15 protein-coding genes and 1 tRNA gene are annotated in these 19,307 nt (G+C 62.0%); 13 read left to right on the top strand and 3 right to left on the bottom strand.

The features are described 5' to 3' along the window. Positions 1–51: 51 nt before the first annotated feature. On the top strand, positions 52–669 hold the full coding sequence (locus tag NVV93_RS04960; protein ID WP_258253336.1) for a response regulator transcription factor: 618 nt from the start codon (positions 52–54) through the stop codon (positions 667–669). A gap of 253 nt (positions 670–922) precedes the next feature. On the opposite strand, the gene NVV93_RS04955 is transcribed toward NVV93_RS04960, so the two are convergent. Further along, positions 923–2,707, bottom strand: coding sequence for a hybrid sensor histidine kinase/response regulator (locus NVV93_RS04955; RefSeq protein ID WP_258253335.1), 1,785 nt, complete (start codon positions 2,705–2,707; stop codon positions 923–925). A 126-nt stretch (positions 2,708–2,833) separates the two neighbouring features. On the opposite strand from NVV93_RS04955, the gene NVV93_RS04950 reads away from it, so the two are divergent. From NVV93_RS04950 to NVV93_RS04930, 5 genes are all read left to right on the top strand, one after another. Next, positions 2,834–4,312, top strand: coding sequence for a sensor domain-containing diguanylate cyclase (locus NVV93_RS04950; protein WP_258253334.1), 1,479 nt, complete (start codon positions 2,834–2,836; stop codon positions 4,310–4,312). Positions 4,313–4,589: 277 nt separating this feature from the next. After that, on the top strand, positions 4,590–4,799 hold the full coding sequence (locus tag NVV93_RS04945) for a cysteine-rich CWC family protein (RefSeq protein WP_258253333.1): 210 nt from the start codon (positions 4,590–4,592) through the stop codon (positions 4,797–4,799). Next, entirely contained in the window at positions 4,799–5,488 is a 690-nt protein-coding gene (locus NVV93_RS04940) for a pseudouridine synthase (RefSeq protein ID WP_258253332.1), read from the top strand. Before NVV93_RS04945 ends, NVV93_RS04940 begins: the two co-directional genes overlap by 1 nt. Before the next feature lie 284 nt (positions 5,489–5,772). Beyond that, positions 5,773–6,807 carry a L,D-transpeptidase gene (locus tag NVV93_RS04935; protein WP_375162906.1) on the top strand — a complete coding sequence of 345 codons (1,035 nt, stop codon included), beginning with the start codon at positions 5,773–5,775 and terminating at the stop codon, positions 6,805–6,807. 113 nt (positions 6,808–6,920) lie between these two features. Continuing rightward, complete coding sequence (locus tag NVV93_RS04930; protein WP_258253331.1) at positions 6,921–7,637, top strand: murein L,D-transpeptidase catalytic domain family protein; 717 nt, start codon at positions 6,921–6,923, stop codon at positions 7,635–7,637. An 81-nt stretch (positions 7,638–7,718) separates the two neighbouring features. Here the strand turns inward: NVV93_RS04930 and NVV93_RS04925 are convergent, their stop codons facing one another. Further along, on the bottom strand, positions 7,719–10,589 hold the full coding sequence (locus NVV93_RS04925; protein WP_258253330.1) for an HD domain-containing phosphohydrolase: 2,871 nt from the start codon (positions 10,587–10,589) through the stop codon (positions 7,719–7,721). Beyond that, positions 10,586–11,446 carry an ABC transporter substrate-binding protein gene (locus NVV93_RS04920; protein WP_258253329.1) on the bottom strand — a complete coding sequence of 287 codons (861 nt, stop codon included), beginning with the start codon at positions 11,444–11,446 and terminating at the stop codon, positions 10,586–10,588. Before NVV93_RS04920 ends, NVV93_RS04925 begins: the two co-directional genes overlap by 4 nt. A 436-nt stretch (positions 11,447–11,882) precedes the next feature. Between NVV93_RS04920 and NVV93_RS04915 the strand changes: the two genes are divergently transcribed. The 7 genes from NVV93_RS04915 (at position 11,883) to tauD (ending at position 19,062) form a co-directional block, all read left to right on the top strand. After that, positions 11,883–12,767 (top strand): alpha/beta fold hydrolase, encoded by an 885-nt coding sequence (locus NVV93_RS04915; RefSeq protein WP_258253328.1) that lies wholly within the window; start codon positions 11,883–11,885, stop codon positions 12,765–12,767. 102 nt (positions 12,768–12,869) lie between these two features. Further along, a tRNA-Gly gene (locus tag NVV93_RS04910) sits at positions 12,870–12,943 on the top strand. A gap of 384 nt (positions 12,944–13,327) precedes the next feature. Continuing rightward, positions 13,328–15,091, top strand: a complete 1,764-nt coding sequence (locus tag NVV93_RS04905) for a sensor domain-containing diguanylate cyclase (protein WP_258253327.1) — start codon at positions 13,328–13,330, stop codon at positions 15,089–15,091. Positions 15,092–15,315: 224 nt separating this feature from the next. After that, positions 15,316–16,296 (top strand): taurine ABC transporter substrate-binding protein, encoded by a 981-nt coding sequence (tauA, locus tag NVV93_RS04900; RefSeq protein WP_258253326.1) that lies wholly within the window; start codon positions 15,316–15,318, stop codon positions 16,294–16,296. A gap of 245 nt (positions 16,297–16,541) precedes the next feature. Beyond that, on the top strand, positions 16,542–17,324 hold the full coding sequence (tauB, locus tag NVV93_RS04895; RefSeq protein WP_258253325.1) for a taurine ABC transporter ATP-binding subunit: 783 nt from the start codon (positions 16,542–16,544) through the stop codon (positions 17,322–17,324). After that, complete coding sequence (gene tauC, locus NVV93_RS04890; protein WP_258253324.1) at positions 17,321–18,148, top strand: taurine ABC transporter permease TauC; 828 nt, start codon at positions 17,321–17,323, stop codon at positions 18,146–18,148. Before tauB ends, tauC begins: the two co-directional genes overlap by 4 nt. Before the next feature lie 80 nt (positions 18,149–18,228). Next, positions 18,229–19,062 carry a taurine dioxygenase gene (gene tauD / locus NVV93_RS04885; RefSeq protein ID WP_258253323.1) on the top strand — a complete coding sequence of 278 codons (834 nt, stop codon included), beginning with the start codon at positions 18,229–18,231 and terminating at the stop codon, positions 19,060–19,062. Positions 19,063–19,307 lie beyond the last annotated feature (245 nt).

Below are 19,307 nucleotides of genomic sequence, written 5' to 3'. Positions count from 1 at the left end.
TGGGAGCTAAGCTGCCGATATCCCGATGATGCTGCACGGAATACTTGCCCCATGACCGCGCTTTTCACCGATATCCCCGAGCACCTTTCCCTCCTCCTGGTAGACGATCACAGTCTGCTGCTGGACGGTTTGAGCCTGGTACTCAACCCCCTCAGTCCGGGCTTGCAGATCCATAAGGCACGTAGCGCGGAGGAAGCCCGGCAACTGGTCGGCACACAGGATTTCGATTTGATCCTTCTCGACCTGCGCCTGCCGGATGGGTCGGGGCTGGACCTACTGCGCAATTGGCAACAGGAGGGTCTGCTGACCCCGGTCGCAATCCTCAGCGCCAGCGACTCGAACCATGACGCCCAAGCCGCTTATGCGGCCGGCGCGCGGGGGTTTATCTCGAAGAATTGCGATGCTGACGAATTGCGCCAATCGGTTAGCCGTGTGCTGCTCGGCGAAACGCTGCCAAGTACGACAAGACCGGCTAGCTGTCACCTGACCCAACGCCAGCTGGATATCCTTTTCCTGCTGGTCGAAGGGCTACCGAACAAGCTGATCAGCCGGCGCCTGCACATCAGCCAGGACACCGTGAAATTCCACCTCAAGGTGTTGTTTCAAGAGCTGGGCGTCAGTAACCGCACCGCCTGCGTCAATGCGGCACGGCAGCTGGGCCTGTTTTAGGGCCTGTTAACGCTACTGACGCGAGCCGCGTTGCAGCGAGAAATGGCCCCCGGTTAGGCGCAGGACGCAGGCAATGGTCATTCCCTTGGCAAGTCCTGCAACGACAGCGGGGGCCATTTCCCGCGCAACCCTGGGGGACGGGCCTGTTTTTGCGCGATGCTGCGTTTCTCGATGCTCATTTGGAATGCCAAACCTTGCATCTCGCGCCTTGCCTCGCGCAAAAACAGGCTCCGGCGCGGCCGTGTCAGTAGCGTTAACAGGCCCTAACCTGCCGTTGGCCCAGGAGTACGGCCAAGGTCTGCAGCAAACGCACCGGCAAAATCGGTTTGCCGAACAAAGTGACATGCGCCAAGGCGCAACGATCGGCCAGATTGGTGCCGACATCGGCAGTGATCAGCACAGCGGGCAACATCTCTACGGCCCGCTCACGCAGTAACTCGATAACCTGCAAGCCATTCTCTGGACCATCCAGCCGGTAATCGCTGATCAACAGTTGTGGCTGCACCTGTGGCAAGCGCTCGAGCGCCTCGGCCAGCGACGCACACGCGCACACCTCACAGCCCCAGCGCGTCAGCAACCCACTCAACGCCTCGCGGCTGGCCGCATCATCCTCGACCAATAGCACGCGACCTTCGAGTCTCGCGGCGGCCGGCACGGCCACGGGCGCCTGGGTAACCAGCGCCGCACAGGGCTGCAGGATCAGCTTGAACTGCGCGCCCTTGCCCGGCTCCGAGGTCAATGTCAGCTGGTGACCGAGCAGTTCGGCCAGTTGTCGGACGATAGCCAGACCAAGTCCCAGACCGCGCTCGACGCTGGGTTGCGACGGTGCGAATTGCTGAAATTCGTCGAAGGCTTGCCGCTGCTGCTCCACGGTAAATCCACGGCCATCATCGCCAATCTCAAGGCGCAAGCGCTCACCCTGAGCCTCCAGCCGTAGCCAGACTTGGGCGGCGCCGGCATGTCGCAGGGCATTGGTAAGCAAATTGCGGACGATGCGTTCGAGCAGCAGGGGATCGCTGTGCGTCCACAGGTCATCGTTAGCTATCAGGCTCAGCATTACGCCTTGCTTGCGTGCCAGGGGCTCGGACTCGGCGGCGAGACGCTGGAGCAACGGCTGCAAGGCCACCGGTTGCGGCTGGGCCTGCACCACGCCGGGCAGACTCAGACTGGTGTAATCGAGCAGCGATTGCAGCAGATGACCGAGCTGCTTGACCGAGGCCGACAGACGCTGACTGATATCGCGCACCTCGTCATCGGCGGCGCGCTCCTGCAGGTGCTGGGCATACAGCCCCATGGCGTTCAGCGGCTGACGCAGGTCATGGCCGGCAGCTGCCAGCAAGCGCATGCGCCGTGCATCTTCCTCCTCGCGCTTGCGAGCGATATCGAGCAACTCGAAGCGCAGCCAGGTGGTACGTCGGCCATGATCGCGCCGATAGACACTGAAAAAACCGATGATGGTGATGCACAGCAAGGAGGTGATCCGGAATTCAAACCCGCTATCGTCCAATCCCGCAGGCATCAAACCGAACACCACATACAGGATGCTCAATGCCCAGGACGCGCGAATGATCTGGCGGAACGACAATTGCCACCCCATGTAGGCCAGCATCAGCAAGAGCAGCAAGCCGTCCACGAAGAACCCCACGCCATGCTGGGCACCCACGCGGGCAATCGCCACCAGCGTCAGGCCATAGGTCAGGTAGCCGAGCAAATAGCCCAGCTCCACACTGTCTGGTCGATCCCTGCGCAGATGGCAATAGACGGCGGCCAACAACATGAACAAGACTCCCAGCAGACGCAGCGGCAAGATCTCCAGCGCCACCTCGTTGGGCAGTGAGAGAAAGTCCAGGCCGATCAGCGCGCCGATGAACAGCGGCCCGGCTATCGCGTAGAGCAGGCGCCGGTTACGGTTGGTCAAGCGCTGGCGGCGGTATTCGTCATACACCGCTTCCAGTGGCGGACTGAAACGCAAATAACGATGGCCCTGCAGCTGTTGGCTCAGCAACGCTCGGCGCCAAGCTTCCTGGCTGTTCGACATGGGCCGCTCCCCTGATAGATGTTGCTCGAGTATGCCTGCCCGGCCCAGCCGCCACTAGATAGGGGCCTTGGTGCTCGCCGATGAACCGCGCTAGCATTGCGCCATCGCCAATCCTTGGATCAATTCATGCTACAGCGCTCGCTCAAACATTCCCGGCTTACGTTGCTCGTGCTGCTGTTTATCCTGCTGGTCTGCGGCTTCCTCGCCACCTCTCTGGCCAGCTACTACGCCTCGCACGACGCGATCCGCAACAGCATTATTTACACCGAATTGCCGCTAACCTCCGACACCGTTTACTCGGAGATCCAGAAGGACTTGATCCGCCCGGTTCTGATCTCCTCGATGATGAGTCGCGACACGTTCGTGCGTGATTGGGTGATAGGTGGCGAGAAGGACGTCGGCCAGCTGACCCGCTACCTGCTGGAAGTGCAGGAACACTACGGCGCCTTTACCAGCTTTTTCATTTCGGAAAAAACCAGGACCTACTACCAGGCCAAGGGCGTGCTCAAGCAGGTGAGCGAAGACGAGCCGCGCGATGCCTGGTACTTCCGCGTGCGCGATATGCAGACGCCGTACGAGATCAACTTCGATCCGGACATGGCCAACCAGGATCGCTTGACGTTCTTCATCAATTATCAGGTGCTCGATTACAGCGGCAACTTCATCGGCGCCACCGGCGTCGGCCTGACGGTCGACGAAGTGGTCAAGCTGATCGACCAGTACCAACTCAAGTACGAGCGCAGCGTGTATTTCGTCGATACTAACGGCAAGCTCATGCTCACTGGCGCGCAGGGCGGCCCGTTCGGTGCGCGTGCCGGCCAGATGTTGCAGGACATCGATGGCCTCAACGACTTGATGGACAAACTGCCCAAACCCCAGAGCGGCAGCTTCGAATACCGCGAACATGACAATGGCCACTACCTCAACGTGCGCTACATCCCCGAGCTGGATTGGTACCTGTTCGTCGACAAACACGACCGCAGTGCGCTGGCCGGGATTCGGCAGAGCCTTTATCTCAACTTGCTGATCTGCCTGCTGATCACTGCCGTAGTGTTGACGCTGGTCGGCCTGATGCTCCGCCGCCATCAGCGCCATATCGAAGCCCTGGCGACTACCGATGTGCTCACCGATCTGCCCAACCGGCGCGGCTTCAACCTGCTTGCCGCCCAGGCGTTGCAAGAAAGTCAGCGCGAGCGGAGCCCGCTGAGCGCGCTGATGATCGATATTGACCACTTCAAGGCGCTCAACGACACCCATGGCCATCTGGCAGGCGATCAGGTGCTCAAGGGTTTTGCCAGCGAATTACGCGACAGCTTGCGCAAATCGGACATCCTCTGCCGCTGGGGTGGCGAGGAATTCGTCGTGTTGCTCAAGGGTACCGACAGCCAGGCCGCCTATGCCTTGGCCGAGAAACTACGCATGCAAACCACCACCAGCCGTTATCCCTTCGCCGGCAAAGAGCTGCGCATCGAGATCAGCATCGGCGTGGCCGAGCAGCGCGCCGACGACAGCTTGCACAATCTGCTGATGCGCGCCGACCACGCGATGTACCGCGCCAAGCAATCCGGCCGCAATCAGGTCTGCGTCGAGCCCAAGGGCATCTGACAAGTCGTTGAAAAACTACTGCGCTCGGCTATACCGCGTTGAAATCAGGCTCAAAATGCTCATTTACCACTCGTAAACTGCGCTTTTTCGCCTGATTTATTCGCTGGCGCTTACCCTTCGGGCCAGCCTGCGGCTGTTACTCCCGTTGGTCGTTGCGCCTTGTCTAGCCTTCGCTCGCTACGTTTTTCAACGGCCTGTTGACCGTTCACAGCGTGCCGGTTGCATCCGGCACGCAAGCGCTTCACGCTGCCCCCTTCCCCCACGCCGCGCCACCGCCATGAACACCGTCGACCCAAACCGCTGCCCGCTGTGCGGCCAAGCCAATTCCTGCACCCAAGCTGACCCGGCACGTAAGGGCGAAGACTGCTGGTGCTTCAGCACGGCCATCGACCCGCAGGCGCTGGAACGTATTGCCCCCGAGCTGCGCCGACGTGCCTGCCTGTGTCCACGTTGCGCCCAACTGCTGCCAGCCGAGCCCGCGAACTAATGCGCCTGGATCGCCTACTCGGCAACCTGCCCCATGGCAATCGCCGCGAAGCCCGCCTGGCCCTCGCGGCCGGACGGGTCCGAGTGGATGGCGCTTCGATCAGCGACGGTAGGCTGGAGGTCCGCGAATTCAGCCGCATCGAACTCGATGGCGAGGTCATCCAGGCTGGCAAAGCGGCGCGCTATTTTCTGCTGCATAAGCCTGCCGGCGTGGTCAGCGCTACCGAGCATCCGCAACACCGCACGGTGCTCGATCTGCTCGACGAGCCGGACAAGCATGAACTGCATCTGGCCGGCCGCCTGGATCTGAACACCACCGGACTGCTGCTGATCACCAACGATGGCCTCTGGTCACGGCGTATTACCCTGCCGCAGACCAAGCTGGCCAAGGTCTACTACGTCGAGACCGAACAACCGATCGGCGCCGAGTACGCCGAGGTCTTCGCCGCCGGTCTGTATTTCGCCTATGAAAACCTCACCACCTTGCCGGCCGGCCTGGAAACTCTCGGCAGCCACAGCGCGCGGCTGACTCTTTACGAAGGCCGCTACCATCAGGTCAAGCGTATGTTCGGGCATTTCCAGAACAAGGTCGTGCGCCTGCACCGTGAGCGCATGGGCAGTCTGGCACTCGGCGATCTGCCCGAAGGGGCTTACCGGGCACTAAGCCAAACGGAGCTCGATAGCCTTTAACAGGCCGTTGAAAAACGTAGCGAGCGAAGGCTAGACAAGGCGCAACGACCAACGGGAGTAACAGCCGCAGGCTGGCCCGAAGGGTGAGCGCCAGCGAATAAATCAGGCGAAAAAGCGCAGTTTACGAGTGGTAAATGAGCATTTTGAGCCTGATTTCAACGCGGTATAGCCGAGCGCAGTAGTTTTTCAACGGCCTGTTAACGCCCGTCCTTGAGCCCTCCCCGATTGCCGCAAAGCAAAGTCGCCGGCTAAGCTGAGCGCAACATCCGTTTCTGGAAGGTTCGATGAAAGCCCTATTGATCGCCATCTGCCTGCTCACTGCCAGTTTTCTGGTCTCTGCCATGCCGCTCAAGGCGCCGACGTCGGCCGAGTTACGCGCTCGGCTGGATACACTCAAGCCCGGCCAGTTTCTCTGGTATCCGCAAGTCTCGCCACGTGGCCCGGTGACCGTGGTGGTCAGCCTCACCGAGCAGCGCGCCTATGTGTACCGTAACGGCATCGCCATCGGCGTCAGTACTGTGAGCAGTGGCAAACCTGGGCGGGAAACGCCGACCGGGGTCTTCAGCATTCTGCAGAAGAGCGTCAACCACCACTCCGACCTCTACAACAGCGCGCCGATGCCCTACATGCAGCGCCTCACCTGGGACGGCATCGCCCTGCACGCCGGTAATTTGCCCGGTTATCCGGCTTCACACGGTTGCGTGCGGCTGCCCAAGGAGTTTGCCAAGGAGCTCTTCAAAACCACCGGTTTCAGTTCGACCACAGTAATCGTTTCCGATACCCATAGTGCGCCGGTCGAGGTCTACCATCCCGGCTTGTTGGCGCCGGTAGTCAGCGATGGCAAAGCGCAGGGAACCTTGGTGCCGAGCAATCAGATGTACTGGAACGATCCCGCTCCACAGGCCGGTCCGCTGTCGATTTTGATCAGCCGTGCGGACTCGCGCATCTATGTGTTCCGCGGTGGCCAGGCGATTGGCTCGGCGCCTGTTGTATCGCAGGCCCCCAATCAGCAGCGCAGCGGCATGGCGGTGTTCTCGTTACTCGCCAAACCCACCACCACCGGCTCCGATCCGGTGCCAACCCTGCATTGGTCGGTGGTTCTGGAAAGCAATCCAGAGTATGGCCAGACCCCGCAGACGCAACTCGGCGGCCTCAGCGTCAATCCGGTTTTTCTCCAGCAGCTGCATGCCGCAATGGATGTCGGCACCACGCTGGTCATCACCGATTTGGCCTCTACCCAGGACACGCGCAGCGACACAAATTTCACGGTCATCGCCAGCGAGACTGATGCGCCGAAAGAACCACCGGTCAAAAAGTGATCGGCAGCTGTACGGTTTTCGATCACAATGCCGACGTTTTTCATAACCATAACGACTTTACAAAGCGATCCGGAAACAGGGATCGAGACCATTAAGAACAAACGGGATAGCCAATGTCGATGTTTGACCGATTGGGGGGAGCCTTGCGGCTTAGTGCGGGCAGTCTGGCCATTTTTCTGGCTGGCGCCTTGCAGCACACATACGCCCAGAGCCTGCCAAGTGCAGCCGAACTGCAACGCCTGGCGCCCGACGCCAGCCTCTCTACGCTGCGCTTGGCGCTCACTGCCTATCAGTGTGCGAGCCAGAACCAGACAGAAAAGTTACTGACCGTGATCGACTATTCGAAACCGTCGCGCGATAAGCGCCTGTGGGTGTTCGATCTGCGGACCAAGAAGCTGCTGTTCGAAGAGTGGGTAGCGCATGGCAAGAACAGTGGCGCTGATGTCCCCACCTCGTTCTCCAACGTGCCGAACAGCTACCAGTCGTCCATCGGCTTGTTCCATACCGGCCAGACCTACAGCGGTAAACACGGTCGTTCCCTGCGCCTGCAAGGTTTGGAGCCGGGCTTTAACGACAACAGCATGTCGCGCGCCATCGTCATGCATTCGGCCGCCTATGCCGACCCCAAAGTCGTACCTGGCCTCGGCCGTCTGGGTCGTAGCCAAGGCTGCCCGGCGGTACGTCCGGCAATCGCCGGCAAGCTGATCAATACCCTGCAGCAAGGCAGCTATGTGTTCGCCTACTACCCGCAAAAGGACTGGCTGAAAAAGTCGCGCTTCCTCACTGCGCAAAGCTGCCCACTGAGCGATACCACGGTCGCCAGCAAGTAACTTAAGTAAGCGAGGCCTGCCCGAGCGCGCCTTGCGGTCCGGCGATCAGCGGGGGAGAACTATCAGGATTCCCCCCGCCTCTCACCGCGGGCTATCGAGCATGTCCAGGTACACCTGGATATTCACCTCGTCGAGTTGTTCGCGGCTAAGGAATTTCTCCCCGTATTCGCGATAGACGCCGCGCGTCAAAAACAGACGGTACAAGTCCGCATCGATATGCCGGTCACGGGCCATGAAGGTGAGAATCTTCAGCGATTCGGTGAGCGTTTTCGGCGCCTTGTATGGCCGGTCGGCGGCCGTCAGCGCCTCGAAGATGTCAGCAATCGCCATCACCCGCTCGGCGATGCTCATATCGTCCTGACTGAGCCGGCGCGGGTAGCCGGTGCCATCCATCTTCTCGTGGTGATTGCCGGCGATGGTCGGCACCCGCTTGAGCTGTCGCGGCAACGGCAAGGTGCTGAGCATGATGATGGTCTGCACGATGTGCTCGTTGATCTTGAAGCGCTCTTCCTCGCTCAACGTGCCGCGACGGATCCCCAGGTTGTACAGCTCGCCATAGTTGTTGGCCTGTGCCGGCAAGCGCATGTCGAAGCCCCACAGGTTGCGTGGATCGCCTTTTTCCACCGGCGGTTTGCGCTCGCCCCAAGGCACCACGTGATCGGCTCGATCGGCCAGCAGTTGCTCTTCCACGGGCAGATTTTGCACCGGCACACGCCCCAAGCGCTCGGCCTCGTCGTAGGACAACCCAAGGCGATTGTCGAAGTGCCGTAACCAGCGACGCGCGCCAATCTGCTGTAAGCGTTCGACATCCTCATCCTTCATGAACTCACCGCCGATATTGGCGGTGGCGATGAAGGCAAACTCGTCGCGCAACTCGGCTTGGCGGCGTTCCAGGGTCAACTGCAAGGCTTCTTGATCGCCACCGCCGGCCAGCGCCTGCCAGTAGTCGATCTCGGCATCGCGCCAGAGCACTTCGAAGCGCGTGCGCACTTCGTGGATGCGGTTGTAGAGGGTTTCCAGCTTGGTGGCCTTGTCGACCACATATTCCGGACTGGTGATCTTGCCGCAGTCGTGCAGCCAGGCGGCGACACGAAACTCATAACGCTCGACCTCGTTCATGGCGAACTCGGCGTAAGGTCCATCCCGAGCGTCGATGGCTTTGTCGAGGAGCATCTCCGCCAACTGCGGCACGCGCTCGCAATGCCCCCCGGTATACGGACTCTTGGCATCGATGGCATCGGCGAGCAGCTTGATGATGGCATCCAGCAAGCGTTGCTGGGCCTCGATCAATTGCCGCGTTTCGATGGCTACTGCGGCCGAACCGGACAGCTCCTCGACGAACTGCCGGAATGGCTGGTGCACCACACCCTGCGCCTCATGTTCTGGGGCCAGCTGCAAGACCAGGATGCCGAGCAACTGCTCGCCGCGATCGTTCAGCAGCACCGTCAGGTAATGCGCATCGCTTTCCAGCGCCTGCGCCACAGCGACGGCCAGATCTTCATGAGTGCGCGCGGCGATGCACAGTTCCGCGGGGTAATCCTGACCCTGGCATTGACTCGCCAGATGCAGCGCGGCGGACTCATCGTCGTAGAGATAGACAGCCCCACCACTTACCCCAGTGGCCTCGACCAAGCGTCCGAGTACACCACCGAGCATGTTATCCAGGCGCGTTTCCCGGCTCAGCGTCAGGGTGATGGCCTGGAAGTTGTGGATGGTGCGCGACATGCTACCCAGCACATGACTGAGCTCACGCACCTCGGTAACCCGCGACTTCACACCCACCGGCCGACTGAAATCGAACCCCGCCAGCCCGCGCACCTGATCAGCCAGCGCGCGCAACGGATGCGCGATGCGGCGGGCCAGAACCCAGCCGATCAGCAACAGCAGCGCGATCAACGCACTCGCCCACAACACCTGCTCGAGCAACACCTTGCGCGCGCCGGCCAGCAACTCGGCGGCCGGCACCGCGATCAAGACATTCACATCTTGCTGGCCAAAGGAGGACAGCGGCACCCGCGTGCCATACCAGTCTTTGCCGTTCACCTTGTAGCGTTGCGGCTCCCTGCCCTTGTTCGGACTGGCGAACAGCTCGCTCAAGCTCGGCACGCCCAACTCGTCGAGCCGTGACAGACGCAACCCGCTGCCCTCTTCGACCAGCACCCGCTGCAGGTCGGGATAAGCAATCACCTTGCCCGAGCCATCAACCACCGCCATTTCGGTGCCAGGGGTCATGCGTAAATCCGCGACCTCACCGCCGAGGTCGTTGACCGACGCATCCATGCCCAGCACCGCCGCACCATCGACGCTGCGCTGCGCCAGGGTCAGGCCGATTTCACGGGTGGTAAAGAACACATAGGGCTCCGTCAGCACCGTGCTGGCGATAGCCAAGCCCCGGGTAAACCAGGGACGACTGCGCGGATCGAAGTGATAGTCCGGCTTCATCTCGCTATGCAGCAGCGCCAACTCACGATCGTAAAAGCGCCATTCGCCCTGCAGCGCGCCGGCTTCGCCAAGGCTGATGCTCTGAACCAGAAACACCGCGCCTTGCGGGGCTTTGAGCCGCTGTTTCAACTCGGCATTGCGCAACACTCGAACCAACAAAAATTCGCCATTCGGATAGCCGACATACACCGCACTGAGCATTTTGTTAGTGTTCAGACTCTCCACCAGCAACGGCAAACGATCGAGCCGTTCGGGCAGATTATTGGCTTGGGAGATCGGGTCGTAGGCCAACAGACGAATCGAACTTTGCGCCGGATCGATCAAGCGCCGGGCCCGCTCATTGATGGTATTGCTCAGCTGATGGGAGTAGTCACCAGCGGCAGTCACCAGCGCCTCCTCGGTACCGTGATAGCCCTGATAAGCCAGGCCGCTGCCGAGCAACAAGGTGCTCAGCATGATCGCCAAGGCGATCAACATCTGCAGGGAAATGCCACGAGCGGCGTTGTTCATGGCTGCCTTCCTTGTTTGGCCAGATCGTAGCGATAACCGCTGTTGAGTAATTCGTCCGCCAGAGCCGGCGAAGCATTGGCGCGCATGATGTCGGCCAGACGACCCTGCAAACGCATGGCTTCGACCAAGCGCAACCATTCGGCGGCCTGTGCCGGGCTGAAATGCGTGCGGGTTAGAATCAAGCCATGGGGAATCGACGGGCCGGGCACCACATCGATAATCCGGTAATTCAACTGTTCATCTTCCGGCAGTAAGCTGCTGAAACTTAGATCGTGACCAATCAAGGCACTGACCTCGCCACGGCGCAAGGCGGCAAAACGTGCCGCATCGTCGGCAAACTCCACCACTCGGCCGGCACTGCGCAGTATGCGCACGCCACTTTCCAGATAAGGGCCATGCCGATAGCCGCGCACCACGCCGAGCCGCGCATCGTCGCGGCGGACGAAGGCTTCCAGGCTTTGCACCTCGGTCGACAACGAAGCTGGCAGGATCAGTTTGTTGCGCACATACATGTAGGGCACGAAAAACGCGAAACCCCGGCGCTGCGGTGTAGCGATGCCGCTGGTGGCCATATCCAGCGTACCGGCTTGCAGACGCATCCAGATTTCACTACGTGGCAACACGCCAACCTCGAACTCGCAACCGCTACGTTGCTGCAACTCGGCGACCATTGACGGGTCGATGCCCTGCCCGTCGCGATAGAAAATCTGGTCTTTATAAAGAGCCAAGCGGATCGGCTGCGAACAGCCATAGCGTTGGGCCGGCTCGGCGGCATGCACCGCCGACAGTCCAGTACTCAGCAATAACGCGATAAGTCCAAAGCGGAGAACGTGGAGTTGGTATGCAGGGGAGTCCATGCGCGTCAGTCCATTTGCCGGAAGGCGATCCCGACCGCAGGGGTCTGCATATCGGCTGTTCGACGAAGTGTAATCGGGCACATGGAAAAGCGTAGGGCTTATGCCTTATTGATCGGTAAAAAAACTTATGCCCGCTTGCACTCAAAAAATGCAGCTGCTTAAATCGAGCCATAAGGTCAGAGTGTGACTCCAGAGTCACACGGACCATCTAAGCGTTCCTTCGGTTACCTGCGCCCTGCGCAAATTGGATTCCTGCCTGGCAAAGCCCCCCTCCCACCGTGCGAGCACTTGGCATTGGCGGAAGCAGCTTTGTAGTCCTGACCGCTTGATCCTCTCCTAATAAAAATTCCAGCCTGATCTTGCCGACTGCCAACAAAGCCCGGTGAACGGTGTATTTCCGTTCGCCACGCCCAAACTGCGCCAGGAGGAAAACGACATGAGGCCAGAAACCGCTGTCGTTCATGTACATGAGCACTACAACGTACACACGGAGTTCTACCCGAGCCCCGCCGCACGCAAAACCATCATCTTGGTCAACGGGTCGCTGGCGACTACATCCTCATTCGCGCAGACCGTTAAATACCTGCAGCCGCAGTTCAATGTGGTGCTCTACGACCAGCCCTATGCCGGCCAGTCAAAACCCCACAACCACCACCGCCAGCCCATCAGCAAAGAAGACGAAGCGCAGATTCTTCTCGAGCTGATCGAACATTTTCGGGTCGACTATCTGATGTCGTTCTCATGGGGCGGGGTCGCTGCCCTGCTGGCCCTGGCCCAGCGCCCGGCACGCATCGAAAAGGCCGTGATCGGCTCATTCTCGCCGCTGCTCAACGAGCCCATGCTGGACTACCTGGGGAAAGGCGTCGGTTACCTGCATAGCATCGATCGCCAAGGCATCGGCCAGCTGGTCAACGAGACCATCGGCAAGCACCTGCCCTCTCTGTTCAAGCGCTACAACTATCGCCACATCAGCACTCTCGACGAGCACGAGTATCGACAGATGCACGCGCACATCCACAAAGTGGTCAACCTCGACAGTCATTGCCAATTGGAATGCCTGGCCGGCATCGACATCCCCCTGCTGTTCGTCAATGGCGATAACGACGAATACACCACCGCAACCGACGCGCGCTTGTTCGCCCACTACCTCAACGATTGCCACTTCGCCACCATCGATAACACCGGGCACTTCCTCGACATGGAGCACAAAAGAGCCTGGCTGCAGATGCAGCACACCTTGATCGGTTTCCTGCAAGCGGGCCGCACCAGCTACCAGCATCGCTTGGCTTTCGGAGCCGAAAGTCAAGCGATGGCAGGCTGACGATGACAAAATCCACGCCCGGTAAACCGAGCTGCTTATTTCGATCAGCTCGCTGCGGGCTTCATTTCCCAGCGCGGTTCTGGTAAAAAGGCACCCGCAAAAGCGGGCGTCGTATAATGGCATTACTCCAGCTTCCCAAGCTGATAACGAGGGTTCGATTCCCTTCGCCCGCTCCACTCTTTTGTTCCCACATGCATCTGCATGTCGCGGAATCCCAGAAAAACCGGCCAATCAGCCGGTTTTCTTGTTTCTGGACAGCCAACAGCGCATAAACCTCGGCGATAACAGGCTTTTCCCAGACCCGCAGCGCCTAGTCGTTACACGTCACTTCGGTCGAAAATAAGCAGCCAGCACATATAGAGGGCGTCGATTGGCGCCCTGCCGATGGCAGGACTCATTGCCATCCAACGCAGGTTTCCAGCCCATCCAAGAGCCGTCCAGCAGGATAGAGTTCTCTTCTCAAGACCAATTAGGTCATATTGCCACTATAAGTAAACTGGCATCCCCAGCGCCGATCCACGCTGACCGGGCCCCTGTCACCTAACGCAGCAGAGATTCCGATGCATTCCGTGTCTTCCAGCCAGGTTTTGGAGTGTGACACTGATCGGCAGTTCGCCAGCCTGACCCGCCTGGCCAGACTGCAGTTCGGCGTGACCGCGGCGGTGCTGGCCACAGGTAGCGGCGACGTCTGGTGCGTTCGGGCGGCTGATGGGCTGACAGCCATCGACGCGCAATGGCTCACTGATTGCGGAGCGTCGCCGGCGGCGGTCGAGAACCTGATTGTCGTGGCCGATCTGCGCAGCGAAGAGCGCTTTCGTCATCATGCGCTTCTTACGTCCTACCCCTGGTTACGTTGCTACATCAGCTGCCCGCTGGCGGTCGATGGCGGCCCCACCTTGGGCATGCTGTTCCTCCTGGCCGACCAGCCGGGTGGTCTGGATGCCACGCAGCGGGAGCAGCTGCTTGCGCTTGCCCAACTCGGCGCCGAGCTGCTTGAGCGCGATGCTCACGGCGCCAGTACCCGGCAGGAACTGGATAGTCTTCGCGAAAGCGAGCGTATGACGCTGGCGATCACCGGCAGCGGCACCGGGATCTGGGATCGCAATGTGCAAAGTGGCGAGATCCACTACTCCACCGGCTGGAAAGCGATGCTCGGCTACGCCACAGACGAGATCAGCAACCGTATCGAGGACAGCTACCAGCGCGTCCATCCAGCCGATATTGCCTATGTCAGGGCGACCATTCAGGCGCACTTCGAGCTGCGTTCGCCCATCTACGATGTCGAGCACCGCATCCGCTGCAAGGACGGCAGCTACAAGTGGGTCTGTAGTCGCGGCAAGGTGGTTGAGCGCGATAGTGACGGCAACCCGTTGCGCATGATCGGCACCACCACGGATATCACCGCTCTGCGTGCCATGTCCGAACAGGTCCAGCAGACCGCCGAATTGATGACCGACCTGACCAACGAGATTCCCGGCATGGTTTTCCAGTACCGGCGCCTGGCCGATGGAGCGTCGTTCTTCAACTATGTCAGCAGCGGCATCGCCGACATCTATGGCCTCACCGCGGAACAGGTGGCCGAAGATACCGAGGCGCTGAACGCCATTATCGACCCGCAGGATTTGCCCGCCTATCTGGCGTCGCTGGATACCTCCGCGCAAGACCTCACGCCTTGGCACCTGGAGTACCGTGTCCAGCTGCCGGGTGAGGAGCTCGCCTGGCGCCAGGGCGATGCACGCCCCAGGCGGCTGGCGGACGGTAGCATCCTCTGGCACGGCTTCATTACCGACATCACCGCGCGCAAACGCATCGAAACCGAGCTGCAGGTCTTCGCCACCACCGACTTCCTCACCCAGTTGCCCAACCGCCGGTGCTTCATGCAGCAGCTCGAGGCAGAGCTGGCGCGTGTACGCCGCACTGCCGGCCACGGTGCAGCCATCCTGATGTGCGATCTCGACTACTTTAAGGCCATCAACGACCGTTGGGGCCACTCGGTGGGCGACGACGCCCTGCGGCATTTCTCCGCCATCCTCCGCGCCCAGCTGCGCCTGGACGACACGGCTGGACGGGTCGGCGGCGAAGAGTTCGCGGTGGTGCTCAGCAATGCCGATATCGACGAAGCCACGGTCTTCGCCCAACGCATTCAGCAGGCGCTCAAGGATGCGCCGTTGCGGGCCAACGGCGAGTACATCCAGCTGGCCATCAGCGTTGGCATTGCCGCCTTACGCGAGGACGATGCGAGCGCCGATGCCGTCTTGTCCCGCAGTGACCTGGCGCTGTATCGCGCCAAACAGGCCGGGCGCAACCGCATCGAGTGTTCCTGATCGGGCAACCTGTCTGCCTAAGGCAGGTCTGGCTTTACTCCGCGTCGGCTCGCCAAGGCTCAGGCCATCGGCTCATATCCTTATGCCTTTAAATCATTTATTGAAACATTCTTAGATCGTTTAGCTTTGCTTCACCGGACCACCGGACCTTAATCGATAACACCAACGTCCCGTGCTCCGGCCCTCTTCGCAATCGGCCGGCCGATTTGTCGAGGAGACCTGCCATGACCCCCTTTCTGTTTCCGCGTCGCCTGCTCGCCGTCCTGACCCTCGGCGGCCTCGCACTCACCACCCAGGCGGCCAATTTCACCGTGGCCTACCAGACCACCGTCGACCCGGCGAAAGTCGCCCAGGCCGACGGCGCCTATGAGAAGGCCAGCAACAGCCAGATCGACTGGCGCAAATTCGACAGCGGCGCCGAAGTGATCACCGCGGTGGCCTCCGGCGACGTGCAGATCGGCTATGTCGGCTCCAGCCCGCTGGCCGCCGCGGCGACCCGCCAACTGCCGATCCAGACCTTCCTGATCGCCACCCAGATCGGCGCCGCCGAAGCCCTGGTGGCGCGCGACGGCAGCGGCATCGCCAAGCCGGCCGACCTGATCGGCAAGAAGATCGCCGTGCCCTTCGTTTCCACCGGCCACTACAGCCTGCTCGCCGCGCTCAAGCACTGGCAGATCGACCCGGCCAAGGTGCAGATCCTCAACCTCGCACCGCCGGCGATCATCGCCGCCTGGCAGCGCGGCGACATCGACGCCACCTACGTGTGGGACCCGGCGCTCGGCGTGGCCAAGCAGAACGGCAAGGTGCTGATCACCTCCGGCGAACTGGGCAAGCTCGGCGCGCCGACCTTCGACGCCTGGATCGTGCGCAAGGACTTCGCCAGCAAACACCCGGAAGTGGTGCGTGCCTTCGCCAAGGTCACCCTCAACGCCTACGCCGACTACCGCAAAGACCCGCAAGCCTGGCTGGCCGATAAGGCCAACGTCGCCAAGCTGGTCAAGCTATCCGGCGCCAAGGCCGAGGACATCCCGTTGCTGCTGCAGGGCAACGTGTTCCCGCTGGCCGCCGACCAGGCTGCCGCACTCGGCGCGCCGACCACCCAGGCGATCACCGACACCGCCGGCTTCCTCAAGGCGCAAGGCAAGGTCGAAGCGGTGCTGCCGGACTACGCGCCGTACGTGAGCAACCAGTTCATCACCAACTGATCCGGCCGGCGGGTTGCACCCGCCCTACGCATTGGCCATCTCCGCGTAGGGCGGGTGTAACCCGCGGGGCCGTCATCGAGCATCGGGCCCCCGGCCGTTCGCGGACGGGGTGGATAACGGAGCACGGACGCTCCGCCTTCCTCAGCATCAGGTAGGAGCGAATTCATTCGCGATCACGGGAACAACGGATCGCGAATGAATTCGCTCCTACGCAGCACCTTCACCATCTACGCATAGAGACCACCATGGCCTTACTCAAACTGGAGCGCATCAGCGCACAGTACCCCGGCACGGCCGAGCCGGTACTGCGCGACATCTCCCTTAGCCTCGGCGCCGAGCAGTTGCTGGTCGCCCTCGGTCCATCCGGCAGCGGCAAGACCACCCTGCTCAACCTGATCGCCGGCTTCGTCGCGCCCAGCACCGGCACCATCAGCCTCGACGGCGTGGCCGTGCACGGGCCAAGCGCCGAGCGCGGCGTGGTGTTTCAGGACGACGCCCTGCTGCCCTGGCAGGACGTGCTCGGCAACGTCGCCTTCGGCCTGGAACTGGCCGGCGTGCCGCGCCCGCTGCGCGAAGCCAAGGCCCGCGAGCTGCTGGCCCTGGTCGACCTGGCCGGTTTCGACAAGCGGCGCATCTGGGAACTCTCCGGCGGGCAGAAACAGCGCATCGGCCTGGCCCGCGCGCTGGCCGCCGACCCGCGCGTGCTGCTGATGGACGAGCCGTTCGGCGCGCTCGACGCCTTCACCCGCGAACAGATGCAGGAGCTGCTCCTGCAGGTCTGGCAGCGCGCGCGCAAGCCGGTGCTGCTGATCACCCACGACATCGAAGAGGCGGTGTTCCTCGCCACCGAACTGATCCTCCTCGCCCCCAATCCCGGGCGCATCGCCGAACGCCTGCACCTCGACTTCGGCCGCCGCTACGCCGCCGGTGAGAGCGCGCGGACGATCAAGTCCGACCCGCGCTTCATCGAAACCCGCGAGCACGTGCTCGCCCAGGTGTTCGCCGAACGCCAACGGAGGCACGCATGAGCACCCTCGACTTGCCGCTGGCCAGCCCGGCGGAGCCCACGTGCAAGCCGCGCCGCGAACCCAGCCTGATCACCGTTGGCGGCCTGACCGTGGCCAGTCTGCTGCTGCTCTGGTGGGCGGTGACCAGCGCCGGGCTGATCGAGCCGCTGTTCCTGCCCAGCCCGCAGGCGGTGCTGGCCCGCGCCTGGCGCCTGCTCGGCGAGGGCTACATGGACGCCAGCCTGGCCCAGCACCTCGGCGCCAGCCTCGGCCGCATCGGCCTGGCGCTGCTCGCCGCGGTGCTCACGGCGATTCCGCTGGGCATCGCCATCGGCCGCAACCGCCTGGTGCGCGGCATCTTCGACCCGCTGATCGAGTTCTACCGGCCGATCCCGCCGCTTGCCTACCTGCCGCTGATCGTCATCTGGTGCGGCATCGGCGAGCTGTCCAAGGTGCTGCTGATCTACCTGGCGATCTTCGCCCCGCTGGCCATCGCCACCGCCACCGGGGTGCGCAGCGTCGACCCGACCAAACTGCGCGCCGCCCAGTCGCTCGGCGCCACGCCGGCGCAGCTGGTGCGCTACGTGATCCTGCCCAGCGCACTGCCGGAAATCCTCACCGGCCTGCGCATCGGCCTCGGCGTCGGCTGGTCGACCCTGGTCGCTGCCGAGCTGATCGCCGCCCAACGCGGGCTGGGTTTCATGGTCCAGTCGGCGGCGCAGTTCTTGGTCACCGACGTGGTGATCGCCGGCATCCTGATCATCGCCCTGATCGCCTTCGCCCTCGAACTGGGCCTGCGCGCGCTGCAGCGCAAGCTGGTGCCCTGGTATGGGCAGGCGCATTGAACCCTTTGTTGGGCATCGCTGCGCCGTAGGTTGGTGCTGAGCGCAGCGATGCCCAACGCGAACATTTCCGGAGAACGAAAATGCCCCTGCACATCACTCCCCTCAGCCCCGCCCTCGGTGCCGTCGTCAGCGGCGTCGAGCTGCGTGACGACCTCAACGACGCCACCCAGCAAGCCATCGCCCAGGCCCTGCTCGACCACCAGGTGCTGTTCTTCCGCGACCAGCCACTGACCCCGCAGCAGCAGGCGCGTTTCGCCGCGCGCTTCGGCGACCTGCACATCCACCCGCTCTACCCCAACGTGCCCGAACAGCCCGAGGTACTGGTGCTCGACACCGCGGTCACCGACGTCGCCGACAACGCCATCTGGCACACCGACGTGACCTTCCTGCCGACCCCGGCGCTCGGCGCGGTGCTGGCCGCCAAGCAGTTGCCGGCGTTCGGCGGCGACACCCTGTGGGCGAGCAGCAGCGCCGCCTACGACGCCCTGTCACAGCCGCTGCAACAGTTGCTCGACGGCCTCACTGCGACCCATGACTTCACCCGCTCGTTTCCCCTGGAACGCTTCGGCACCAGCGCCGATGCCCTGGAGCGCTACCACCAGGTGCAGCGCCAGCATCCGCCGCTGTCGCATCCGGTAGTGCGCACCCACCCGGTCAGCGGGCGCAAGGGGCTGTTCGTCAACGAAGGCTTCACCGCGCGAATCAACGAGCTGGCGCCGGCGGAAAGCGACGCGCTGCTGCGCTTCCTGTTCGCCCACGCGACCCGGCCGGAATTCACCATCCGCTGGCGCTGGCAGGAAAATGACGTGGCGTTCTGGGACAACCGCATCACCCAGCATTACGCGGTCGACGACTACCGGCCGACGCGCCGGGTAATGCACCGGGCGACCATCCTCGGCGATGTGCCGGTCTAGGTTGGCCCCATGCCGAATGGTGGACAACGCTGCGCGGTTGTCCACCCTACGTCGGTCGATGCCGCGTACGTAGGGTGGATGCCGCTTTTGCATCCACCAATGCGCTCGCTAGGGCTCGTAGACTTAGAGCCTGTTTACAATCTTCTGAATTAGAGCCAGACAAGGCAAAAGTGGCCGAAAAAGCGCAGTTTACGGGGTGTAAATGAGCATTTTGAGGCCACTTTTAACGCGGTCTGGCCGCGAGT

This window comes from Pseudomonas sp. LS44 (genome assembly GCF_024730785.1).
In the GTDB taxonomy this organism is placed as follows: Bacteria; Pseudomonadota; Gammaproteobacteria; order Pseudomonadales; family Pseudomonadaceae; genus Aquipseudomonas.
Note: the sequence above shows the minus strand (reverse complement) of the source record. Positions and strands in the feature narration are given on the sequence as shown.